The organism is Kitasatospora sp. NPDC094028, assembly GCF_049543595.1.
Taxonomy (GTDB): Bacteria; Actinomycetota; Actinomycetes; order Streptomycetales; family Streptomycetaceae; genus Kitasatospora.
The window spans coordinates 59421-82552 of sequence record NZ_JBMVFA010000026.1 but is presented as its reverse complement, the minus strand read 5'-3'; the positions used below and the strand labels follow the sequence as shown (position 1 = coordinate 82552).

The window sequence follows — 23132 nt, the reverse complement described above, 5'->3', positions numbered from 1 at the left end:
CATGAGTGATCGCAACGGCGGCCACCAGCCGGAGGACTGGTCCACCGGGCAGTACCGGCAGGCGTACGAGCAGCCGCACCAGCAGGGGTACCAGCAGCAGCCGTACGAGCAGCAGCCGTACGAGCAGTACGATCAGTACGGGCAGCCGGTCTACGGGCAGGGCACGTACACCGCCGGTTACCAGGAGCAGGGCTTCCAGGAGCAGCCGCACCAGCAGGGGTACCAGCAGCAGGCGTACGAGCAGCCGCACCAGCAGGGATACCAGCAGCAGCCGTACGAGCAGTACGACCCGTACGGGCAGCCGGTCCAGCAGGCCTACCAGCAGGGCGGGTACGGGTACCAGGAGCAGTCCTACGGCTACGAGGGCCACCAGCAGCCGTACCAGGCCGCGCCCCTCGCGCCCGTCGCCCCGGCCGCTCCGGTGGTCGCCCGGCCGGAACCGGAGCCGCAGGCCGCCCCGGTCGCTCCCGCTCCCGCTCCCGCCGCCGTGCCGCCGCCGCGCCGGGGCGCGTCCCGCCCGGCCGGCGAGGCGGCGCCGGCCAAGGCCGAGCCGCCGTCCGAGCAGGTCGCCGGGGCGCGCGGCGGCAAGGGCGCCGGGAGCAGGGCGCCCAAGGACTCGTACGCCACCGGCGAGTTCACCTTCGTCGACGAGGAGACGGAGGAGTCCGAGGACGTCATCGACTGGATGAAGTTCACCGAGTCCCGCGGCGAGGTGCGGGCCGAGCGGCGCCGCAAGCTGCGCACCCGGCTGATCGCCCTCGGCGTGGTGGTCGGGCTCGCGGCCGCCGGCACCGGCGGGTACCTGTGGTTCTCCGGCGACCAGCCGACCGCGGCCGCCGCGGCCGGGGGCCGCCAGGTCAACGTCGTGCACCTGCGCGACCTGCAGGGCAAGGTGTCCAGCGCGCTGCTGGTCGACGACACCGGCGGCAAGAAGGGCACCGTGCTGCTGCTGCCCGACAACCTGCGACTGCCCGGCCCCGGCGACCCGCCGGTGACCACGGTCGGCCAGGCCATGGACAGCATCGGCGCCTCGGCCACCCGCGACGGCCTGTCCACGGTGCTCGGCGCCCCGGTCGCCGGCACCTGGCGGCTGGACACCCCGTACCTGGAACTGCTGGTCTCCCAGCTCGGCGGCATCCGGGTGGACGCCAACGCCGAGACCAAGGACGCCGCCGGCAAGCAGCTGTCCCCGGCCGGCAAGAACGTGCTGCTCAACGGCAAGGCCGCGGTCGCGTACGCCACCCTGCAGGCGCAGGGCGAGAACCGGGACGCCCAGCTGGCCCGGTTCGGGCAGGTCATGGACGCGGTGGTGCGCACCATGCCGACCGAGTTCAAGGACGCCAAGGACGACGTGCACCGGATGAACGCGGTGCTCGACCCCTCGCTGCCCGAGGACGCCCTCGCCGGGGTGCTGGTCCAGCTCGCCCAGCAGGCCAAGGACGGCCACTTCGGGACCGCCGCGCTGACCGTCAAGCCGGACGGCGGGCTGGACGAGGCCACCGCGGGCAAGCAGGTCAAGGACGTGCTGGGCGGCACCGTGAAGTCCGCGGGCGCCGGCGACTCGGCCCCGGCCCGGGTCTCGATCCAGGACGCCACCGGCAACGACCAGGCGGCGGCCGCCGCCCAGGTCCAGGTCACCAACGCCGGTCTGACCTTCATCCCCGGCGGCTCGAAGACGGCGCCGCAGGCCACCAGTGAGATCCGCTACACCGACGACGCCCGGCAGGCCGCGGCGAAGTCGCTGGCGACCAGCCTGGGGCTGCCGGACACGGCGGCGAAGAAGGTCGGCGACGCGCAGAACGCGGACCTGGTGGTCGTGCTCGGCAGGGACTACCAGCCGCCGAAGAACCAGTAGGCCGGTTCCGGCCGGGCGGCCCTCGGTCCGCCTGGCCGCCCGGTCGGCGCCGGTGCCCGGCCGAAATGCGTTCCGGGGGCGCCCGGGCGGCGTGAGATCCTGGAAGGCGACCCCCGGCCAAGTGCCGGGGGCACTCCCAAGCCGCCGATCCGGAAGAACACCGTGACCGTCACCGACCACAGCCAGCAGCTCATCACCGTCGCCGCCCAGGCCGCGGCCGACAAGCTCGCGCACAACATCATCGCGTTCGACGTCAGCGAGGTGCTGTCGATCACCGACGCCTTCCTGATCGCCTCCGCGAACAACGACCGCCAGGTCCGCTCGATCGCCGAGGAGATCGAGGACCAGCTGCGCGAGCAGCTGGACATCAAGCCGGTGCGCCGCGAGGGCGAGCGCGAGGGCCGCTGGATCCTGCTCGACTACCTGGACATCGTCGTCCACGTCCAGCACTCCGAGGAGCGCTCCTTCTACTCGCTGGACCGGCTCTGGAAGGACTGCCCCGAGCTGCCCCTGCCCGCCGACGCCGTCGAGTCGCGCAACCGCCCCGACGCCCACACGGACGAGGCCGGCAACGCCGTCGCCCCGGCCGACGACTTCGGCAAGCCCGAGGACCTGCACTGAGCCGGGCCGCGCGGGGCCCGCGCATCGTCTTCTGGCGGCACGGTCAGACGTCCTGGAACCTCGAATCGCGGTTCCAGGGCACGACCGACATCGAGCTGACCGAGCAGGGCGTCGAGCAGGCCCGGCGGGCGGCCCGGCTGCTCTCCGGGCTCCGGCCCGACCTGCTGATCTCCTCGGACCTCCAGCGCGCCCGGCGCACGGCCGCGGAACTCGCGGCGGTCACCGGGCTGGACGTGCAGCACCACGAGGGCCTGCGCGAGACGTACGCGGGCTCCTGGCAGGGCCTGACCAACGCCGAGATCCGTGCTCGCTACCCCGAGGAGTACGCGGCCTGGGCGGCCGGCGAGCCGGTGCGGCGCGGCGGCGGCGAGCTGGCGACCGAGGTCGCCGACCGCTCGGTACCGGTGGTGCTGGAGGCCGTCGAGAAGCTGCCGGACGACGGCACGCTCGTCGTGGTCAGCCACGGTGGGACGATCCGCACCATGCTCGGGCGGCTGCTCGGCCTGGAGGCGCCCGTGTGGGAGCGCTTCGGCGGACTGTCGAACTGCTGCTGGTCCGTGCTCGGCCGGGGGGCGCGCGGCTGGCGACTGCTGGAGCACAACGCGGGCACGCTGCCGCAGCCGGTCATCGGCGACGACACCTGAGCGGTGCCGGCGGGGGCGCGGCAGGGGTGGAGCGGGGGCCCGGGGGAGCGGATTTCGCAGTTCCGGCCCTGACCAGCTAGAGTCTTCCTCGTTCGCAGGGAAGGAACGCGGCCCGGAAGGGAAGCGGGAGATCCGGTGAGTGCGGGGCTATAGCTCAGTTGGTAGAGCGCTTGCATGGCATGCAAGAGGTCTGGGGTTCAATTCCCCATAGCTCCACTCCGCATCGGCGGTCGTGGAAAGCATCCAGGGTCGCCCGCGTCGCGGGGCTATAGCTCAGTTGGTAGAGCGCTTGCATGGCATGCAAGAGGTCTGGGGTTCAATTCCCCATAGCTCCACAGCAGTTCGGAAGGCCGTCACCCGGTGGGTGGCGGCCTTCCGGCGTTCCGGACCGCCGGTGGCCCCGGTGGCCCCGGCGGTCCTACGGCGTGCAGGTGTGCGTCCAGCCGCCCGGCGCCAGGGAGTTGAGCCGCTCGACCAGCTCCCGGTCGGACGGGCCCTCCGGGACGTACACGACGATGTAGCACTCCGGGACGCCCGGCATCGTCAGGTAGGTCGCGTTCAGCCGCATCACCCCGAGCACCGGGTGGCGGAAGATCCGCAGCAGGGTGTGCGGCGGCGCCACCTCCTGGCGGGCCCACAGCTCCCGGAACACCTCGCTGCCCGCCGACAGCCGCTGCACGTGCGCCTCCCAGACCGGCTCGCCGACGTGCTTGCCGTACGCCGAGCGCAGCACCGCCACCATCCGGGGCAGCGTCTCATCCGGGTTCTCGCACGGGTTGCAGCACTCCGGCGAGGTCAGCATGCACCAGAGGCTGTTGAAGTAGGCCCCGTGGGCCGGGCGCATCCGCTCGGTGCCGAACAGCGAGCGGTAGGGCGGGTTGAAACCCAGCACGTCGAACCGGGTGTTGGAGACCGCCGCCGGAAGCGGGGCGAGCGAGTCCAGGATCACCTGGATCGACGGGTTCAGCTCCGGCGCGTCCGGCTGCGCGAGCGGTGAGGGCTCCATCCCGGCGAGCCGGAACAGGTGCTGCTGCTCGGTGCCGTCCAGCCGCAGCGCCCGGGCCACCGCCACCAGCACCTGCTCGCTCGCGTTGATCGGCCGCCCCTGCTCCAACCACGTGTACCAGGTCACCCCGACCCCGGCCAGCTGCGCGACCTCCTCGCGCCGCAGCCCCGGGGTGCGGCGGCGCAGCCCGGGCGGCAGGCCGACGTCCTCGGGGGTGACCCGCGCCCGGCAGGCCTTCAGGAAGCGGGCCAGCTCGGTGCGGCGGTGGCCGCGGCCGGCCGCCGCGGCGGGGAGTTCCTCCAGGACGGTCATGGACTCCATCGTGCCGCAGGGCGCGCGGGCGAGACAGGTGCCGGCAGTACCAGGATCAGCAGGCTCTAACCACTGGTACCGGCCCGCCCGCAGGCTGGCGGCCATGACCGACCTTCAGACCCGGCCCGGCGTGGCGGCGGGCCCCGGCGCGGCCCCGGCCGTCCGGCCCGGGCTGCTCCTCGCGCTCGTCCTGTGCGGGCAGTTCATGGCCGTGCTCGACGGCTCCATCGTCAACGTCGCGGTGCCCACCATCCGCACCGACCTGGGCGCCTCCGGCGCCGCCCTGCAACTCGTGATCGCCGGGTACTCCATCGCCTACGCGGTGCTGCTGATCACCGGTGCCCGGCTCGGCGCCCGGTACGGGTACAGCCGGCTGTTCCAGGCGGGCCTGGCCGGCTTCACCGCCACCTCGCTGGCCTGCGGCCTCGCCCCGAGCACCGGCTGGCTGATCGCCTTCCGGCTGCTCCAGGGCGCCGGGGCGGCGGTGATGGTGCCGCAGGTGATGAGCCTGCTGCAGCGCACCTTCACCGGTGCCGCCCGCACCCGCGCGATCGGCCTCTACTCGGCGGTGCTGGCCGTGGCCGTCGCGGCCGGGCAGGTGCTCGGCGGAGTGCTGGTCAGTGCCGACCTGTTCGGCACCGGGTGGCGGCCGGTGTTCCTGGTCAACGTGCCGATCGGGCTGGTGCTGCTGGCCGCCGGCGCCCGGCTGCTGCCGCGGCTGCCCGGCGACGCCTCGCGCGGCTTCGACCTCCCCGGCCTGGTGGCACTGGCCACCGCGCTCGGCCTGCTGGTGGTGCCGCTGGTGCTCGGCCGCGAACTCGGCTGGCCGGACTGGGGCTGGGCGGCGCTCGCGGGCAGCGTGCTGGTGTTCGGCCTCTTCGTGGCGGTCGAGCGCGGCGTCGCCCGGCGCGGGGGGCAGCCGCTGATCCCCGCGCGGGTGCTGCGGGCCCCCGGGCTGCGCCCGGCCGTGGCCGCGCTGTTCACGGTGATGGCCGCCTACGCGGGCTTCATGTTCACCTTCGCCCTGCACCAGCAGGCGGCCCTCGGCCACGGCGCGCTGGAGGCCGGGCTCTGCTCGGCGCCCGTCGCGATCGGCTTCGGCCTGGGCAGCCTGCGCTGGCACAGGCTGCCGGCCCGGCTGCACGGGGTGCTGCCGCTGCTCGCCGGGGCGCTGCTCGGGGGCGGCTACCTGGTGCTCGGGCTGCTGCTCGGCGGCGGCGCCGACACCGGGCCGCTGGTGCTCGCGGAGACGGGCGCGCTCGGCCTCGCCGCCGGCTGCACGTACGCGCCGCTGTTCGCCCGGGCGCTCGCGCACGTGGCGCCCGAGGACGCGGCCGACGCCAGCGGGGTGACGGTGACCGTCCTGCAGCTCGGGCAGGTGGTCGGGGTCGCGGCCCTCGGCTCGGTGTTCCTCGGGCAGGTGGACCTGCCGGCGCCGGCCGCCGACTCGGGGCACGCGGTGCTGGTCACCCTGGCGGTCAACGCCGTCATGGTGCTGGTGGGGGTCGGCTTCGCGTCGCGCAGCCGGCGGGCGGGCGCGGCGAAGGGCTGACGGGACGGCGCCCGGGCCGGGCCGCGCCCCGGTCCGGCCCGGCCGCGGGAAACGGATTTCAGGAGCACGCCCGGGACCGTGTAAAGTAGTCGATGTCGCCGAGGGAAACGGACGGAAACGAACCGGAACCACGGTGACATCGCAGGTCAAGGGGCTATAGCTCAGTTGGTAGAGCGCTTGCATGGCATGCAAGAGGTCTGGGGTTCAATTCCCCATAGCTCCACAGTGGTTGAAGGGCCGCCTCCCGATGTGGGAGGCGGCCCTTCGCCGTTGTGTCCAGGTGTGTGCATGCCACCGGCGCCCGGGCCGCGAATCCCGCTACCGTCGTCCCATGGCCGATCTGCAGCGAAGGCGGAACGAGGAGCTGGCCCGGATACTGCACCAGCTCGGCTGGAGCCCGGAACGGCTGGCCCGCGAGGTCAGCCTGGCCCTGCCGCCGGGCCTGGCGATCAGCTCCACCGCCCCGTACAAGTGGCGCGACCGCGGCATGGTGCCGCGCAGCCCGCACGACCAGGCGGTCTGCGAGGTGCTCAGCCGCACCCTCGGCATCGCCGTCACCTACGAGCAGCTGTGGGGCCGGATGGGCGGCCACCGAGGCGCCAAGATCCTCTCGCCCGGGCTGCTCAGCGACGCGTGGACCGCCGACACCGCGCAGACCGCGCTGCGCGAGGCCGCCACCGACGCCGGGCCCGTCCGGCTCACCGACCTGTTCCGCAGCGCCGACCTCGACCAGGCCGCCGAACGCCTCAGCACCTCGCCCCCGCCGGTCGGCGGCGGCGAGGGCGCGCTGCGCGTCGACCCCTCGCTGGTCGGCGACCTCGGACTCTCCTACCGCAGCAAGCAGCGCCTCGAACGCTCCTGCGGCGGCGGCCTCGTCCTCGGCCCCACCCGGGCCGAACTCGCCATGCTGGCCAAGCTGCTGGAACTCGGCGCGTACGACGAACGGCTCGGCCGCGAGCTGTACGGCACGGCCAGCAGGCTCGCCCGGCTGGCCGGCTGGGCCGCCTACGACCTCGGCCACGACGCCGCCGCCCAGCGGGCCTTCGTCGCCGCGCTGCGCGCCGCGCACGTCAGCGGCGACGTCCGGCTCGGCGTCGCCGTGCTCGGCGCGCTGGTCGTCCTCGCCACCCAGGGCGCCGGCGGGCGCGGCCTGGACGCCGTCTCCGCGCTCAGCGCCGCCCTCGACAGCCACGGCGAGGCACTCAGCCCCACCGGCCGGGCCCGCCAGCTCGGCCGGATCGCCCGCGCGCACGGCCGCCGCGGCGAGGCCGAGCAGGCCGAGGACGCCGCCGCCCGGGCCTTCGCCGAACTCGACGGGGTGCCCGGCGCCGAGGAGGCCCGGGCCTGCCTGGCCGGGATGGTGGGCGAGGGGCGGCTCGCGCTCGGCCGGCACCGGATGGCCAAGGCGCAGCTCGCCGAGGCCGTCGCCGGGCTCGGGCCGGGGCGAGCACGGACCAAGGCGCTGCTGATGGTGCGCCTCGCCGAGACCCACCGGCGGCTCGGCGACCGGCGGGAGGCGGCGCGCACGGCGGAGCTGGCGCGCGGGCTGGCGGCGGGCATGCAGTCCGAGCGGCTGGCCCGGGCGCTGCGGGACTTCGACGCGGCGGGGCGGGTGGGGGCGTAGGCCCCGGGGGCCTTGGCGGGGGCACGGCGGGGGGCTTGGTGTGGGCGCTGCCGGGGGGCCTTGGCAGGGGCGTTGACGGGGGTTTCGTACGGGGCCGGGGGAGTGCCGGGGAGGGGCCCTCGGGCGGGGACGGGGGAGTGCCGGGGAGGGGCCCTCGGGCGGGGGCGGGGTAATGCCAGGGAGGCCGTCGAGCCGCTTGCGGTACCCTGAGCCCATGCGAACCGTGCGCCTGCTCCTTAGCCGGCCGCGCTGACCAGGACCGGCTGAGCCCACGGGCGGTGCCGGAGTCGGCGTGGCGTCCCCTCCTGCGAGGGGCTTTTTTGTTTTTCCGCTTTGTTTCTCCGCCCCCATGCCCCGTGCCCGGCCCGTCCGCGGCCGCGCCGAGGGGCGGGCCCACGGGACGGCCGCGCCGCGCGGTTCGCCAACTGACATCGATGGAGCTTGAAGGACCATGAGCGAGACGACCCCTGCGTCCGGCGCGGCCGAGGCCGCCACCGAGCCGTTCCGGTACAGCGCCGCGCTGGCGGCGGAGATCGAGTCCCGCTGGCAGGACATCTGGGAGAAGGAGGGCACCTTCCACGTGCCCAACCCGGTCGGGCCGCTGGCCGACCCGTCCGCCGGTGACGTCGCCGCGAAGCCGCACAGCTTCATCATGGACATGTTCCCGTACCCCTCGGGCGCGGGCCTGCACGTCGGCCACCCGCTGGGCTACATCGCCACCGACGTCTTCGCCCGCTACCAGCGGATGACCGGCCACAACGTCCTGCACACCCTGGGCTACGACGCCTTCGGCCTGCCCGCCGAGCAGTACGCCGTCCAGACCGGCACCCACCCGCGGGTCTCCACCGAGGCCAACATCGCCAACATGCGCCGCCAGCTGCGCCGGCTGGGCCTGGGCCACGACCCGCGCCGCTCGTTCTCCACGATCGACCCGGAGTACTACCGCTGGACGCAGTGGATCTTCCTGCAGATCTTCAACTCCTGGTACGACGCCGACGCGGCCAAGGCCCGTCCGATCGCCGACCTGGTCGAGCAGTTCGCGGACGGCTCGCGCCGGCTGCCCGGCGACCGCGAGTGGGCCTCGCTGACCGGTGCCGAGCGCGACGAGGTGCTGGCCGAGTACCGGCTGGCCTACGCCAAGGAGGTGCCGGTCAACTGGTGCCCGGGCCTGGGCACCGTGCTGGCCAACGAGGAGGTCACCGCGGACGGCCGCTCCGAGCGCGGCAACTTCCCGGTGTTCAAGTCCAACCTGCGCCAGTGGATGATGCGCATCACCGCGTACTCGGACCGGCTGATCAACGACCTGGACATGCTGGACTGGCCCGAGGCCATCAAGCTGCAGCAGCGCAACTGGATCGGCCGCTCCGAAGGCGCCCGGGTGGACTTCGCCGTCGACGGTGAGAAGATCACCGTCTTCACCACCCGCCCCGACACCCTGTTCGGCGCCACCTACATGGTGCTGGCGCCCGAGCACGACCTGGTCGACGCCATCGTCCCCGCCGCCTGGCCGGAGGGCGTGCCCGCCGAGTGGACCGGCGGCGCCGCCACCCCCGCCGAGGCCGTCGCCGCCTACCGCGCCACGGCCGCCGCCAAGTCGGACGTCGAGCGGCAGGTCGAGGCCAAGGTCAAGACGGGCGTCTTCACCGGCGCCCACGCCGTCAACCCGGTCAGCGGCGAGTCCGTCCCGGTGTTCATCGCCGACTACGTGCTGATGGGCTACGGCACCGGCGCCATCATGGCCGTCCCCGCCCACGACCACCGCGACTTCGCCTTCGCCCGCGCCTTCGGCCTGCCGATGCGCTGCGTCGTCGAGCCGACCGACGGGCGCGGCTCCGACCCGGCCGAGTGGGACGACGCCTTCGACACCTACGACTCGGTCATCGTCAACTCCACGCGCGACGGCCTGACCCTGGACGGCCTGACCGTCGTCGACGCCAAGGCCCACGTCACCGCCTGGCTGGCCGAGCGCGGCATCGGCGAGGGCACCGTCAACTACCGCCTGCGCGACTGGCTGTTCAGTCGCCAGCGGTACTGGGGCGAGCCCTTCCCGATCGTCTACGACGAGGACGGCGTCATGCACGCGCTGCCCGAGTCGATGCTGCCCGTCGAGGTCCCCGAGGTCGACGACTACTCGCCGCGCACCTTCGACCCGTTCGACGCCTCCTCCTCGCCGGAGACCCCGCTGTCCCGCAACGAGGCCTGGGTCAACGTCGAACTGGACCTGGGCGACGGCGTGAAGAAGTACCGCCGCGAGACCAACACCATGCCCAACTGGGCCGGCTCCTGCTGGTACGAGCTGCGCTACGTCGACCCGTCGAACACCTCGGCCGTCGCCGACCCCGCCAACGAGCGCTACTGGCTGGGCCCGACCGACACCAAGCCGGCCGGCGGCGCCGACCTGTACGTCGGCGGTGCCGAGCACGCCGTGCTGCACCTGCTGTACGCCCGCTTCTGGCACAAGGTGCTGCACGACCTGGGCCACGTCTCGTCCGTCGAGCCGTTCCACAAGCTGTTCAACCAGGGCATGATCACCGCCGACGTCTACCGCGACGAGCGCGGCTTCCCGGTGCCCGCCGCCGAGGTCGAGGAGCGCGACGGCGCGTACTTCTGGGAGGGCGAGCCGGTCAAGCGCGAGGCCGGCAAGATGGGCAAGTCCCTGAAGAACGCCGTCGCCCCGGACGACATCTCCGACGAGTACGGCGCCGACACGCTGCGCCTGTACGAGATGTCCATGGGCCCGCTGGACGTCTCCCGCCCCTGGGACACCCGGGCCGTCGTCGGCCCGTACCGCTTCCTGCAGCGGCTGTGGCGCAACATCGTCTCCGAGTCGACGGGCGAACTGGTCGTCACCGAGGAGCAGGCCGACGAGGCCACGCTGCGCGTCCTGCACAAGGCGATCGACGGCATCCGCGGCGACATGGCCGCGCTGCGCTTCAACACGGCCGTCGCCAAGGCGATCGAGCTGAACAACTACCTGGTCAAGCGCGGCTCCACGCCGCGCGAGGTGGCCGAGCAGCTGGTGCTGATGGTCGCGCCGCTGGCCCCGCACGTCGCCGAGGAGCTGTGGCGCCGGCTGGGCCACACCGAGTCGCTGGCGCACACCGACTACCCGGTCGCGGACCCGGCGTACGTGGTGGACGAGTCCGTCACCTGCGTCGTGCAGATCAAGGGCAAGGTGAAGGCGCGGCTGGAGGTCGCGCCCGGCATCACCGACGCCGAGCTGGAGACGCTGGCGCTGGCCGAGCCGGTCGTCGTCGCGGCGATCGGGGACGCGGCGGTGCGCAAGGTGATCGTGCGGGCGCCGAAGCTGGTGAACATCGTCACGGGCTGAGCCGGGCCGGAACACCTTTCTCGGGCGGGCGTCCTTCGGGGCGCCCGCCCGGGGCGTTGTGGGGGCGTTGTCGGGGGGTGTCGTGGGGTTCGCCGGGAGTGTTCCGGGCCCTCGGGGGAGGGGCGTGCGGGCCCTCGGGGAGATCCCCGATCTGTCCCTGATCTCCGGCTGCCGGGCCCGTTCGGCCCGCCTCGGGAGGGGGCTCGGCGGCTACGGTGGAACCCACGGCGATGCGGCCCTCGTTGGGCCTGCGTGGGGGCCGATCTGGCAGCGGAAGGTGACGCTCGATGGACGTGTTCGGCGTGATGATCGGCCTGGTCCTGCTCTTCGGGATCGCGGTGCTGGTCCTGGCCGTGGTCGGTACGGTCAAGGCTGCCAAGGCCGTCGCCGCGAAGGTCGAGCGGCACGAGGCCAACGCCCGGCGCGCCGTCGAGAACGCCACGCTCAAGGCCAGGACGTACACCAAGGTCGGGCCGCCCGCGCAGATCGCCTCCGTCCGGCTCAAGCTCCGCACGGCGCTCGACGGCACCCGGCAGGTGCTGGAGGGCGGTGTCGAGCAGGACGGGCAGCTCGGCGAGGCGCTCGCCCTGCTCACCCGGCTCGATGCCCACGCGGCCGAACTCGACGGCGAGCTGCGGATGTTGGAGCGCGAGCCGGACACCGGGCGGATCGCCGCCAAGCTGCCGGAGCTGCGGGAGCGGGCCGAGCGGATCACGCACTCGGCGGAGACCATGCGGTGGGCGGCGCAGGACCGGATGCACCGGTTCGCGGACGACGAGCTGAGCCGGCTGAGCCAGGAGTGCGAGAGCGAGGCGGGGGCGCTGCGGCACTGGGACGGGGCCTCGTCGTCCCCGTCGTCCTCGTCGCCCTCGCGGTCCTCGTCGGCTTCGGCCTCGTCGGCTTCCGGGGCGGGTGCTGCGGGCTCCGGTGTGCGGCCCCGGGCCGGGCTCACGGACGGGAAGGGGCGGCCGAGCGCGGAGGACCTGCTCGGGCTCGCCGATCCGCTGGCCAAGCTGGCGCAGCGGCTGCGCAAGCCGTCCGCGGGGCCCTCGGCGGGGCCGTCCACGGGGCCCTCCGCGAGCTGATGAGCCGATCGTCGGGGCGGTGCCGCGGCGCCGCGCGTCGGGCGCTGTCCTCCCGAACGAACGGGGAGTAACCTCCGCCTCATGCCCTCCGACCTCGCACTTGTCACCGATTCCACGGCCTATCTGCCCCAGGAGTCCCTGGACCGGCACGGGATCACGGTGGTACCGCTGAGCGTCGCGGTCGGCGACTCGGTCCTCAGCGAGGGCGTCGAGATCTCCCCGAAGGACGTCGCGGAGGCGCTGCGGGCCAAGCGGCGGGTGACCACCTCCATGCCCAACCCGGACGCGTTCGCCGCCGCCTACCGGGCCGCCGCCGAGGCCGGGGCCGAGGGGATCGTCTCCGTGCACATCTCCGGCGAACTGTCCGGCACCGTCGAGGCGGCCCGGCTGGCCGCCGCCGAGGCGCCGGTGCCCGTCCGGGTGGTCGACAGCCGGCTGGTCGCCATGGCCCTCGGGTACAGCGTGCTCGCGGCCGCCGAGGCGATCGCGGCCGGGCGGGGGCTGGCGGAGGCCGCCGAGGCGGCGGGCCGGCGGGCCGCCGTGACCAGTGGGTTCTTCTACGTGGACACCCTGGAGCACCTGCGCCGGGGCGGGCGGATCGGGGCCGCGCAGGCGCTGCTTGGCTCGGCGCTGGCGGTCAAGCCGCTGCTGCACCTGGACGGGGGGCGGATCCAGCCGCTGGAGAAGGTGCGCACGGCGTCGCGGGCGATCGCCCGGCTGGAGGAGATCGCGGTCGAATGCTCCGGGGAGGGCGAGGTCGACATCACCGTGCACCACCTGGCCGCCGAGGACCGGGCCGAGCCGCTCGCGGAGCGGCTGCGGGCGCGGGTGCCGGGGCTGCGGGAGCTGTACGTGGGGGAGGTCGGGGCGGTGATCGGCGCGCACGTCGGGCCGGGGCTGCTCGCGGTGGTGGTCGCGCCGCGCTGACTGGGGCGTTTCGGCCACTGCGTCAATTTGGGAGGGGCCTCCCCACTCGTGTGAGTGACACGATTTATCCACAACCCCCGGGTTATCCACAGGTTCCCGGTAATTTCCGCGCGTTCGGCGGCGGACTCCTACCGTCCTCGCCATGACGACCTTGGGCCTGGGCGCGGCGAAGAAGCGCCATGTGATCGACGAGACGGTGCGGCTGCGGATGGCGGCGCTGCTGCCGGAGAGAGGCACGGGCGCCGGGCCGGCGGAGCCCGTCGTCCCGGTGGAGCCCGTGACGCAGGCGGAGCCCGTGGTGTCGGCGGAGCCCGTGGTGCCGGTGGACCCGGTGATGCCGTTGGATCCGGTGGGGGTGGCCGACCGGCCGGGCGGTGTCGGGGCGCGGCTGCGGTTCGCCTCGGCGCTGGCGCTCGACCGGCGGGCGGTGGCCGGGTTGGGCATCCTGCTGCTGTTCGCGGTCGGCTACGCCGTCCAGCACTTCTGGCTGGGCAGGCCGGAGGCGGTCGCCGTCCCGGCGCTGACGGCCGCCTCGGTGCCGGCCGCCGGGGTGTCGGCGGGGACGGCGGCCGAGGCCGGTCCCGCGCTCGGGCCCGGGGCGGTGCCGGGGGTGGCGGCCGGAGCAGCGGCCGGGGCGGGCCCGCCCGAGGGCTCGGCCTCGTCCGCCGAGGTCGCCGTCGTGGTCGACGTCGGCGGCCGGGTCCGCTCGCCCGGCCTGCACGTCCTGCCGGGCGGCTCGCGGGTGGCCGACGCCGTCCGGGCGGCGGGCGGCGCCCTGCCGGAGACCGACACCAGGAGCCTCAACCTCGCCCGGGTCCTGACGGACGGCGAGCAGATCGTCGTCGGAGATCCGGCACCCGCCCCCGCACTGGCGGCGGCCCCCGCCTCCGGCGCCGGACCGCCCGGGGCCGTCGCGCCCCGGCCACCCGTCAGCCTCAACCGCGCCACGCTCGAACAGCTCGACACCCTCCCCGGCGTCGGCCCGACCCTCGCCCAGCGCATCCTCGCCTACCGCGTCTCGCACGGCTCCTTCCGCTCGGTCGACCAGCTCCGGCAGGTCAGCGGCATCGGGGCCCGGACGTTCGCGGAGCTGCGCCCGCTGCTCACCCTCTGACGTTCCGTCCGCCGTCCCCGACCGCCGCTCCTCGTCGGCCGATGCCCAATGCTGCCCGCCGCTGCCCCTCGAAGGGAGGTACCACCATGTCCGCCGTCGTCAACGCGCCGGTGCCGCACGCCCGTTCCGCGGGCAGCGACTTCCGGCTGCTCTTCCCCGCCGTTTCGGCCTGGGTGGTCACCGCGCTGCTGCTGCGGCTGGAGCCGGGCCACGAGGCCCTCGTCCTCGGAGCAGCGGTGGCCGCCACCCTCGCGGCCGTCCTGCTGCTCGCCCGGCCGGGCCTCCGCCGCCGGCACGGGGCGGTGGCGACGCTCGCCGCCGTCCTGCTCACGTCGGCGGCCGCCGCCGTCGCGACGCCGCTGCACACCGCCGACCTGCATCGGGGCCCGCTGCCGGAACTCGTCCGCACGGCCGAGCGCACCCCGGGTGCGGCGCCTCCGGTCGAGGTGGAACTCACCGTCACGGGGGATCCGAAGACCCACACCGTCCAGGGCGGCACCGGCGGCGGGCAGGCGCTGCTGACCGTCGCCGCGGTGGCCGACCGGGTCACCGTCCTGCCGGACGGCGGCACCACCCGGACCAGGACGCCCGTGACGGTCATGGTCCGGGGCGCGGAGAGCGCGCCGTGGCAGCGGCTCCTGCCGTCCGCGCGACTGGCGGCCGACGCCGACGTCCGGCCGCCGGGGGAGGGCCGGGGCGCGGAGTCCGCCGCACTGCTGGTCGTCCACGGCCCGCCGCGGCTCCTCGAAACGCCGGACTTCGCCCAGCGGATCGCCGGGCGGCTGCGCGACGGCCTGCGCACGGCCAGCGACGGGCTGGCGCCGGATGCGCGGGGGCTGCTCCCCGGCCTGGTCGTCGGCGACGTGTCGCGGCTGCCCGACGACCTCGACGAAGCCTTCCGGGCCACCGACCTGGTGCACCTGGTGGCCGTCAGCGGGGCGAACCTGGCGATCGTCCTCGGCGTGCTGCTGGGATCCCCCGGACAGGCCGGTACCGCGGAACGGCGCGGGCTGGCACCGGTGTTGGGGATCCCGCTGCGCACCAGCGCGCTGCTCGGCACGGCACTGACGCTGGCCTTCGTCACCATCTGCCGGCCCGAGCCGAGCGTGCTGCGGGCGGCGGGCACGGGGTTGATCGGCATGCTGGCCCTGGCCACCGGCCGCCCCCGGAAGGCGGTGCCCGCGCTCGCCGGCGCCGTCCTGGTGCTGGTCCTGCTCGACCCGTTCCTGGCCCGCTCCTTCGGCTTCCTGCTCTCGGTGCTCGCCACCGCCGGCCTGCTCGTCCTCGGGCCGCACTGGGCCGAGGCCCTGCGTGCCCGGGGCTGGCCGCACCACCTGGCGGGCGCCTTCGCGGCGGCGGCCGCCGCCCAGGCGCTGTGCGCGCCGGTGACGGTGGTGCTCTCCGGGCACATCAGCCTGGTCGGGATCCCGTGCAACCTGCTCGCGGAGCTGGCGGTTGCCCCGGCCACACTGCTCGGCTTCGGGGTCCTGGTGCTGCAGCCGGTCCTTCCCGGTGCGGCCCGGCTGCTGGCGGAGCCTGCCGGGGTGCCGGCCGGCTGGCTCGCCCAGGTGGCGCGCCGCGGTGCGGAGCTCCCGGGTGGCCAACTGTCATGGCCGGGAGGCTGGTTCGGGACGGTGACGGTCGCGCTCGGGGTCCTGGCGGCCTGCTGGGCGGCGCCGCTCCTGCTGCCGCGGCGGGCCGAGCCCGGCCGCCCGGTGCGGGCCCGCCGCCGGTGGGTGCGCGCGGTGGTGACCGGGGTGCTGCTGGTCGTCCTGCTCGGTGTGCTGCTGCGGCCGCCGCAGCTCACCCGGATCGCCACCGGCTGGCCACCGCCGGGGTGGCGGCTGGTGATGTGCGACGTCGGGCAGGGGGACATGGTGGTCCTGTCCGCGGGCGCGTCGGACAGCGCGATCGTGGTCGACACCGGCCCGGAGCCGGCTGCCGCCGATCGGTGCCTGCGCGATCTGGGCGTGACGGAGGTTCCGTTGCTGGTGCTGACGCACTTCCACGCGGACCATGTGGAGGGCGTGCCTGGGGTCCTGCGGGGGCGCCGGGTCGGTGCCGTCGAGGGCACGACCGCGGACGACCCGCCGGGCGAGGCGGCCCGGGTGGCGGCCTGGGCGGCGGGTGCCGGAGCCCCGCTGCTGCGTGCGGGGCGCGGTGAACGGCGCTCGGCCGGTGCGGGGCTGTCCTGGGAGGTGCTGTGGCCCGATCCCGGGGCGGCGGTCGAGGCGCCGGGGGCGAACAACGCGAGCGTCGCGCTGGCGGTCACCTTGGCGGGCGGCCTCCGGATGGCGCTGCTCGGGGACCTCGAACCTCCTGCCCAGGCGGCGCTGTCGGGGCGGGTGGGGCGGGTGGACGTACTGAAGGTCGCCCATCATGGTTCGGCGCATCAGGACTGGGACCTGGCCGGCGCGTTGCGGCCCCGGCTGGCGTTGATCTCCTGCGGTGAGGGCAATGCGTACGGGCATCCGTCCGGGCGGACGGTCGACCGGTTGCGCGCGCTCGGTGCGACGGTGCTGCGGACGGATCGGGCCGGCGACATCGCGGTGACGGGGGACTCCCCGGCTGCCCTCGGGGTGTCCGTGCACGCGTCGACGGGCACGCACGAGGTGCGCAAGCCGCATCCCCGGGCCACCACTGCCGGCACTGCGGCCACCGCTGACCGTGCCATCGCCCCGCGCGCTCCGCCCGGGTGATCCCCGCTCTCCTCCTCCCGACCACGAAGTGGGGAAGGGCTGGGGGTGGGGGTGGGGAGGAGGAGGGAGGGCGGGAGGGGGGCGGGGGCGGGGGCCCGGGGAAATGGGTGGCGGCGCGCTCCGGGCAGGCCCGGAGCGCGCCGCGAAGAAGCGGCGGCGTCGGGGCGGGTGCCCGTCCCCGGCCCTGTCCCCGTCCCCGGACGTGTGCACCGCCAACGGCCAGGCAGCGAGAGCGACTTCCCGACCGGCCCGCTCGGGGTGATCGCGAACCGCGAACAGCGGCGCCGCAAGGCACGCCCTAGGAGCGGCCCAGGAGGGCGAGGCCGGCGGGGGTGGGGGTGTGGAGGGCGGTGTTGCGGTGGCGCAGGGTGGTGATGAGGCCGGCCTCGCGCAGGACGGTGGCGTGTTGGCTGGCGCCGGACGGGCCGATGGCCAGGGCCGTGGCGATCTCGCCGGTCGTGCAGCCGGGGCGTTGCGCGATGACGTGCAGGACGGCGGCGCGGGTGCGGCCGAGCAGCGCGGCCAGTGGCGCCGGGGTGTCGTCGGCCGGGGCCCGGGTGGTGAGGGCCAGCGGGCCGGCCTGTTCGTCGCGGTGGGCGGGGTAGGTCAGGATGGGCTGGGGTTCGGCGTCCGGGTTGATCACGGGCGCCTGGGTGGCGAAGACGGACGGCACCAGCAGCAGGCCACGGCCTTCCAGGTGGACGTCGCCTTCCAGGCCTGAGACCAGGTCGACCTCCAGGACGGGCGCCCGCCACCGGATGCGCGGCGGGTAGAGCCCGTTCAGCAGCCGTTCGACGCCGCCGTGCAGGAGGTCGTGGGAGCGGACGGCCCGGTCGGCCGCGACCTGGGCGGTGACCTGGGGCCAGTAGGGGGCCAGGGCGACGGCGTGGACCTGGTCGAGGGCGTCGACGAGTTGCCGCAGCACCTCGGGGCTGTCGCCGAGCCGGGAGGCCCAGCCGGGCAGGCGCTGCCGCTCGGCGATCTGGGCCAGGGTCGTCCGGAGCCGTGTGGTCGGCGTGGCGGCGACCTGCTCCAGCAACTCGGGGACGCCGCCCGGCCCCTGCGGGATCAGGAAGCCGGGCGTCCAGCCGTGCCGGGGTGTCAGGTCGAGCACCATGCGCGCCTGGGGCGGCAGGCGGGTCCAGACCTCGCGGCGCCACGCGCCGAAGCGCAGGGCCTGGTTGCGGTCCTGGAGGACGCGCAGCGCGATGCTGAGTTCTTCCAGCGGCGGCACGGACGGGGCGACCCGGGTGCGGGCGAGGTCGGCGCCGGTGAAGTGGAACCGGTAGACCATGTGCCCTCCGCCGCCCGCCCGGTGTGTCGCTGCGGCTGTCGATTCTTCCGACTCGCGCACGCTCGGGCCAGGCCGGAACAGGACGACGTCGCGCCGGGGCGCCGGAGGGGGCGTCCGGGCGGCCGTACATCACGCGGGTACGGCCGCCCGGGGATTCAGCGGACCGGCAGTACCCGGGTGTGTTCCTCGCGGACGGCCTGCAGGGCGTCGGGCTTGAGGCCGAGCAGCTTCAGGATGGTCGGCGCGATCTGCTTGGTCTCGACCTTCTCGTCCGAGCGGACGCCGTCCGGGGTGGCGGCGCCGGAGACGACCAGCGGCACGTCCAGGTCGTCGGCGTGGGCGCCGCCGTGCTCGGCGATCTTGCTGCCACCGGTGTAGACGACGCCGTACTGCGCGACGCCGAAGACGTCGGGCACCCGCGGGTCGCCCGGCGCGACGTGGAAGCGGTCGGCGGCCTCCTCCCCGGCGTAGGCCGTTTCGATGCCGCCGTGGGTGAACGGCCGGGCCTTGCCGTTGATGTCGACGCCGTTGCCGTTCTGCGCCAGCAGGTAGGCCTTGGCGAATGCGGTGGCGGCCGTGGAGCGGTCGTTCAGCCAGAGCAGCACGCCGTCGTCGTCGACGGCGTGGGCGACGAGGTCGCCGGCGCCCGGGTGGGCCGCCTTCCAGGCGGTGTTGAGGCCGGCCAGCAGCGGGCCGTCGTCGATCCGGTTGAGCGCGGTCGGGTCGATCGGGGACTGGCCGTGCTTGGCCGAGAGGATGACGGTGGTGGAGCCGCCCAGGTGCTGCTTGCGCAGTTCCCCGGTCAGCGCGTCGATCTGGCGGTCGACGAACTCCAGGTTCTTCGTGAGCAGCGGCCCGGGCACGCCCTTGGTGGCGTAGCCGCCCTGGAGGCCGTCGGAGGTCTTGAGCTTCTGCGCGGTGGAGACCGACTGGAGGTTGAGGCCGAAGACCGCCGGGGTGCCGACCTGGTGGGTGCGGCTGTGGTCGTAGCCGTCGATCTCGTTGAGGACGGCCTGCACCTTGTACGCGTCGTACTGTTCGGTGGCCTGGTTGTCCTTGGTCCAGTCGCCGCTGTACCCGGTGGCCCGGCTGTTGATCTCGGGGGTGAAGAGGTCCTGGATGCCTTCGCCGGAGGGGCCGTTGAGGATCTCGTAGGCGGCGTGCTTGTCGGACCACGCGGTGCGCAGGCCGGCCTGGCGGGCGACCTCGAAGACGGTGTTGACCTGGAGGTAGGAGTGCGGCTGGACGGGCTTGCAGGTGTGCGGGTCGACGGGGAGCTTGGCCGGGTTGATCAGGGTCTGCGGCCGGCCGGTCATCTGCAGGATGGAGCCGGGCAGGCCGGCGAGGCCCTGGCCGGCGTCGAGCGCGTCCTGGTTCCGGTCGAGGTCCTCGGTGAGGTCCACCTCGACGCCGGGCTTGGCGTTCGTGCAGTCGGTGGTGCCGGCCGGGAGCAGCGCGGCGTCGTAGGTGTCGTCGTAGTAGACGCCGGTGGTGCCCGGGCCGCCGCCGGTCAGCTGGGCGACCATGCCGGGGAAGGAGTCCGAGGGGTTGGTGGTGCGGGCGTGGGTGTACTCGACGCCGCCGCGGACGAGCCGGGCCAGGGCCGACTGCGGGTGCTGGGCGACGAACCAGGCGAGGTCCGACTGGTGCAGCCCGTCGACGGAGACCAGCAGGACGTGCTGGGCATGCCGGGCGTGGGCGCCGCGGCCCTCCTCGGGGTCCGCCTGGGCGACGGATGCCTGGGCGACGGTGGATCCGGCGAGCACACCGGCGGTGCCGAGGGCGGCGGCCAGCCGAACATAACGACGGGTCACAGAGGGCTCCTGCGGGGGGGGGAAGGTGGCTGCGGCGGTGCGCCCCCCAGGGTGGGAGTCCCCGGTGTACCGGCGGCGGCGGGGAGGTGAACGGGGCCGGGCCCCTGTGCGGAGGGGCGGGCGGTCTTACCGAGTTCTCACCGACTGGGCTCCGCAGGCGTCGAGGACGGTGTCGTCGTGGCCGGCCCGCGCGGCCGGACGCCTCAGGCCTCCTCGCGCCAGCCTTCGTGGGCGGCGGCGAGGATGTCGAGGGCCTGGAGCAGGGCCGGGGTCCAGCCGCCGTCCGGCGCGTCGAGGACGAGGAGCCACTGCGCGTCCTCGGCGTCGTCCTCGCCGGCCAGGGCGTCGCGGACGATCTCGGGTTCGTCGAGGCCGGGCCGGGCGGCGGCGAGCTCTTCGGCGGTCTCCTCGGCGGTGTCGCGGTCCGGGAGGACGAGCAGTTGGCGTGCGTACGGGTCGTCGACGGCCGGGAGGCCGGCCGGGCGGTGGTTCTCGGTCACCGCACCATTGTCCAGGCCGGGCGGCCGGGGCCGGAGGCGAGGGGGAGTGTCCGCGGCCCGTGGGATGCTGGTAGGCGATGGCCAGGAAGAGTGCACCCGACGACCTGCTCGCCCCGCTGACCCTCGCGGTCGGCCAGGAGGAGCTGCTGCTGGACCGCGCGGTCGCCCAGGTGGTGGCGGCGGCGAAGGCGGCGGATCCGGACACCGATGTGCGGGACCTGCCGCCCGGTGGCCTGCAGCCCGGCAGCCTGGCCGAGTTGACCACGCCGTCGCTGTTCGCCGAGCGCAAGGTGATCGTGGTCCGGGCCGCGCAGGACCTCGGCGCCGATTCGGTGAAGGAGCTCAAGGCGTACCTGGAGGCGCCGGCCGACGAGGTGATCGTGGTGCTGGTGCACGCGGGCGGCGCCAAGGGCAAGGGCCTGCTGGACGCGGGGCGCAAGGCGGGCGGGCGCGAGGTGGCCTGCGCGAAGCTGACCAAGGCGAGCGAGCGGCTGGCGTTCGTGAAGGGCGAGTTCCGCACGCTGGGCCGCTCGGCGACCCCGGAGGCCTGTCAGGCGCTGCTGGACGCGCTGGGCAGCGACCTGCGCGAGCTGGCGGCCGCGTGCAGCCAGTTGACCTCGGACGTCGAGGGCGCGATCGACGAGACGGTGGTGGCCCGTTACTACAGCGGCCGGGCGGAGGCGACCGGCTTCGAGGTGGCGGACCTGGCGGTGACCGGCCGGGCGGCGGAGGCGCTGGAGCGGCTGCGCTGGGCGCTGGCGGTCGGCCAGCCGCCGACCGGCATCACCTACGCGCTGGCGTCCGGGGTGCGCAGCATCGGCCGGCTGGCGACGGCGGGGCGCAACCTGCGCCCGGGTGATCTGGCCCGGGAGCTGGGGATGCCGCCGTGGAAGGTGGACCGGGTGCGCCAGCAGATGCGCGGCTGGACGGGCGACGGCGTGGCGGCCGCGCTGACCGCGATCGCGCAGGCGGACGCGGCGGTCAAGGGCGGTTCGGACGATCCGGCGTACGCGCTGGAGCGCGCGGTGGTCGCGGTGGCCCGCGCCGCCCGGGCCGGCTCCCGCCCGTCGTACTGACGGGAGCGGTCGCGGGCGGCGGCCCGGGGCCGTCGCGGACGGCCTACTTGTGCATCGAGCGGGTGGTCGCCCAGGTGTCGGTCTGCATGGCGACGCGCAGGTCCTCCTTGCTCGGGACCTTGGTCTTGCCTTCCGAGTAGCTGCCGCTCCAGGAGAAGAAGTAGGTCATCCCGCCGTCGCGGACGTTCACCTCGGCGTGGACGTTGTGCCAGGTCTTGTCGGAGCCGCCCTGGCCGGTCTCGTCGAGGTAGGCGAAGTAGGCCTCGTCGCCGAGGTCGGGGATGTCGGTGAGCTGGTAGTTCCGCTGCCGGTAGGCGTCCTTGCTGGCGGCGAACTCGGGTGCCGGGTTGACGGCCTTGTGCAGGTCGGCCCGCATGTAGGAGGACGCGTACTGGGCGTCGTTGGTGCTCGGGTTGCTGCGCTCCAGCGTCATGGAGCAGACCATGGTGTCCATGTTGGCGTGCCGGTCGGTGTGCCTGTACGGCGGGTTGCTGTCCGGGATCTTGTAGAGCCGGAGGAGTTCCTGGGGTTTGCCGCTGGTGCAGAAGTCGTCGGAGAGCTTGAAGGCGCTGACGCTGCGCGGTGAGGTGTCGCTCTGGACCAGGTTCGGGAGGGCGGTGACGGCGGCGGCCCAGCCGCCGGAGGCGAGCACCGCGCCGACGAAGGCCCAGACGGCGTTGCGGCGCAGGTTGCCGCCCCTGGTCCGTCCGCCCGCGCCGCTGTCGGGAGCTCCGGGCACCCCCGGCGTCCCCGCCGGCTGCGGCGGCCCGAACCCCGCCGGGCCGGGCGCCTGCTGCGGGAAGCCGTACCCGGGCCCGTTCGGCGATGCGGGCGGTGGCATGGTCATGGAATCCCCCTCTGGTCCGGCGCGAGCGCGCTCCCCCGCACCTCGACGCCCCTGATCGTGCGGGACCGACCCTAGGGTCTGGGCCCGGAAACCGACAGGCGCCGCGGCCGCCCCTGAGGAAGGGGCTTGCCGCGGCGCCTGCCGCACTGCTCTGGGCACCGCACCCGCGTGGCGAACGCAGGCCGCGTGCGGTGCGAGTTCTCGCGCACCTCGGGGACCGGGTAGAGGGCCGGGTCGTCCCGGGGCGGGGTGGGGGCCGGAGCCCCCGGGGGCGACGTCAGGCCTGGACGGCCGTGGCGACGTGCTTGGTGATGGCCGACTTCTTGTTGGCGGCCTGGTTGGCGTGGATGACGCCCTTGCTCACGGCCTTGTCCAGCGCCTTGGAGGCGGCGCGGGCCAGCAGGACGGCCTTCTCGGTCTCGCCGGCGGCAGCGGCCTCACGGGCCTTGCGCAGAGCGGTCTTCAGCGAGGACTTGACGGCCTTGTTGCGCAGGCGCGCCTTCTCGTTGGTCTTGTTGCGCTTGATCTGGGACTTGATGTTCGCCACGAAGGAGCCTCAGTCTGTGAAAAGTTGAACGGGTTTCGCACCGGCGGCCTCCGGACCTGCTGAGAGGGCATGCCGGGGCCAGGTGCAGCTGACCACGCTACCAGGGGCCCGCTGCCCGGCCCAAACCGGCCGGGGCGGGCCCGTGCGACCGGCCGGGGCGGGCCTACGCGCTCGGCACCGGCTCCCCGTCGTGCTCGACCTCCGGGAACGGCCGGTAGAAGCGGTGCAGCAGCTCCCGCCACCGCCCGTACGAGGGTCCTGGGCGGCCGTCCTGACACCGGGAG

Annotated in this window: 17 protein-coding genes and 3 tRNA genes; 14 read left to right on the top strand and 6 right to left on the bottom strand. The window is 74.6% G+C overall.

Going from position 1 to position 23132, the window contains the following annotated elements; translation table 11 throughout:
- Position 1 precedes the first annotated feature (1 nt).
- The 5 genes from ACPC54_RS30130 (at position 2) to ACPC54_RS30110 (ending at position 3455) form a co-directional block, all read left to right on the top strand.
- Positions 2–1855, top strand: a complete 1854-nt coding sequence (locus ACPC54_RS30130) for an LCP family protein (protein WP_498969301.1) — start codon at positions 2–4, stop codon at positions 1853–1855.
- Between the two features lie 162 nt (positions 1856–2017).
- A complete protein-coding gene (gene rsfS, locus ACPC54_RS30125) occupies positions 2018–2476 on the top strand; it encodes a ribosome silencing factor (protein ID WP_498969299.1) in 459 nt (152 codons plus the stop codon).
- The gene (locus tag ACPC54_RS30120; protein ID WP_498969341.1) at positions 2473–3120 is read left to right on the top strand and encodes a histidine phosphatase family protein; all 648 of its coding nucleotides are present in this window, start codon (positions 2473–2475) and stop codon (positions 3118–3120) included. Before rsfS ends, ACPC54_RS30120 begins: the two co-directional genes overlap by 4 nt.
- Before the next feature lie 143 nt (positions 3121–3263).
- Positions 3264–3336, top strand: a tRNA-Ala gene (locus ACPC54_RS30115).
- A 46-nt stretch (positions 3337–3382) separates the two neighbouring features.
- A tRNA-Ala gene (locus tag ACPC54_RS30110) sits at positions 3383–3455 on the top strand.
- Positions 3456–3538: 83 nt separating this feature from the next.
- Here ACPC54_RS30110 and ACPC54_RS30105 read toward each other — a convergent pair.
- Positions 3539–4438, bottom strand: coding sequence for a helix-turn-helix transcriptional regulator (locus ACPC54_RS30105; RefSeq protein WP_498969297.1), 900 nt, complete (start codon positions 4436–4438; stop codon positions 3539–3541).
- A gap of 103 nt (positions 4439–4541) precedes the next feature.
- On the opposite strand from ACPC54_RS30105, the gene ACPC54_RS30100 reads away from it, so the two are divergent.
- The 8 genes from ACPC54_RS30100 (at position 4542) to ACPC54_RS30065 (ending at position 16770) form a co-directional block, all read left to right on the top strand.
- A complete protein-coding gene (locus ACPC54_RS30100) occupies positions 4542–5990 on the top strand; it encodes an MFS transporter (protein WP_498969296.1) in 1449 nt (482 codons plus the stop codon).
- A 150-nt stretch (positions 5991–6140) separates the two neighbouring features.
- A tRNA-Ala gene (locus ACPC54_RS30095) sits at positions 6141–6213 on the top strand.
- A 108-nt stretch (positions 6214–6321) separates the two neighbouring features.
- Positions 6322–7614, top strand: a complete 1293-nt coding sequence (locus ACPC54_RS30090; protein ID WP_498969294.1) for an NsdA family TPR-like regulatory protein — start codon at positions 6322–6324, stop codon at positions 7612–7614.
- A 451-nt stretch (positions 7615–8065) separates the two neighbouring features.
- Positions 8066–10945 carry a leucine--tRNA ligase gene (gene leuS, locus ACPC54_RS30085; RefSeq protein ID WP_498969293.1) on the top strand — a complete coding sequence of 960 codons (2880 nt, stop codon included), beginning with the start codon at positions 8066–8068 and terminating at the stop codon, positions 10943–10945.
- 287 nt (positions 10946–11232) lie between these two features.
- Entirely contained in the window at positions 11233–12030 is a 798-nt protein-coding gene (locus ACPC54_RS30080) for a hypothetical protein (RefSeq protein ID WP_498969291.1), read from the top strand.
- A gap of 81 nt (positions 12031–12111) precedes the next feature.
- Positions 12112–12957 carry a DegV family protein gene (locus ACPC54_RS30075; protein WP_498969290.1) on the top strand — a complete coding sequence of 282 codons (846 nt, stop codon included), beginning with the start codon at positions 12112–12114 and terminating at the stop codon, positions 12955–12957.
- Positions 12958–13099: 142 nt separating this feature from the next.
- Complete coding sequence (locus ACPC54_RS30070; RefSeq protein WP_498969289.1) at positions 13100–14071, top strand: ComEA family DNA-binding protein; 972 nt, start codon at positions 13100–13102, stop codon at positions 14069–14071.
- Positions 14072–14157: 86 nt separating this feature from the next.
- Positions 14158–16770 carry a ComEC/Rec2 family competence protein gene (locus ACPC54_RS30065; protein ID WP_498969287.1) on the top strand — a complete coding sequence of 871 codons (2613 nt, stop codon included), beginning with the start codon at positions 14158–14160 and terminating at the stop codon, positions 16768–16770.
- Positions 16771–17068: 298 nt separating this feature from the next.
- On the opposite strand, the gene ACPC54_RS30060 is transcribed toward ACPC54_RS30065, so the two are convergent.
- The 3 genes from ACPC54_RS30060 to ACPC54_RS30050 form a co-directional block, all read right to left on the bottom strand.
- Complete coding sequence (locus tag ACPC54_RS30060) at positions 17069–18064, bottom strand: ArsR/SmtB family transcription factor (RefSeq protein ID WP_498969285.1); 996 nt, start codon at positions 18062–18064, stop codon at positions 17069–17071.
- A 155-nt stretch (positions 18065–18219) separates the two neighbouring features.
- A complete protein-coding gene (locus ACPC54_RS30055) occupies positions 18220–19878 on the bottom strand; it encodes an alkaline phosphatase family protein (protein WP_498969283.1) in 1659 nt (552 codons plus the stop codon).
- A gap of 203 nt (positions 19879–20081) precedes the next feature.
- Complete coding sequence (locus tag ACPC54_RS30050; RefSeq protein WP_498969282.1) at positions 20082–20378, bottom strand: hypothetical protein; 297 nt, start codon at positions 20376–20378, stop codon at positions 20082–20084.
- A gap of 77 nt (positions 20379–20455) precedes the next feature.
- On the opposite strand from ACPC54_RS30050, the gene holA reads away from it, so the two are divergent.
- Entirely contained in the window at positions 20456–21454 is a 999-nt protein-coding gene (gene holA, locus ACPC54_RS30045) for a DNA polymerase III subunit delta (protein WP_498969280.1), read from the top strand.
- A 43-nt stretch (positions 21455–21497) separates the two neighbouring features.
- On the opposite strand, the gene ACPC54_RS30040 is transcribed toward holA, so the two are convergent.
- Positions 21498–22301, bottom strand: coding sequence for a hypothetical protein (locus tag ACPC54_RS30040; RefSeq protein ID WP_498969278.1), 804 nt, complete (start codon positions 22299–22301; stop codon positions 21498–21500).
- 277 nt (positions 22302–22578) lie between these two features.
- Complete coding sequence (gene rpsT / locus ACPC54_RS30035) at positions 22579–22848, bottom strand: 30S ribosomal protein S20 (RefSeq protein WP_498969277.1); 270 nt, start codon at positions 22846–22848, stop codon at positions 22579–22581.
- Between the last annotated feature and the right edge of the window lie 284 nt (positions 22849–23132).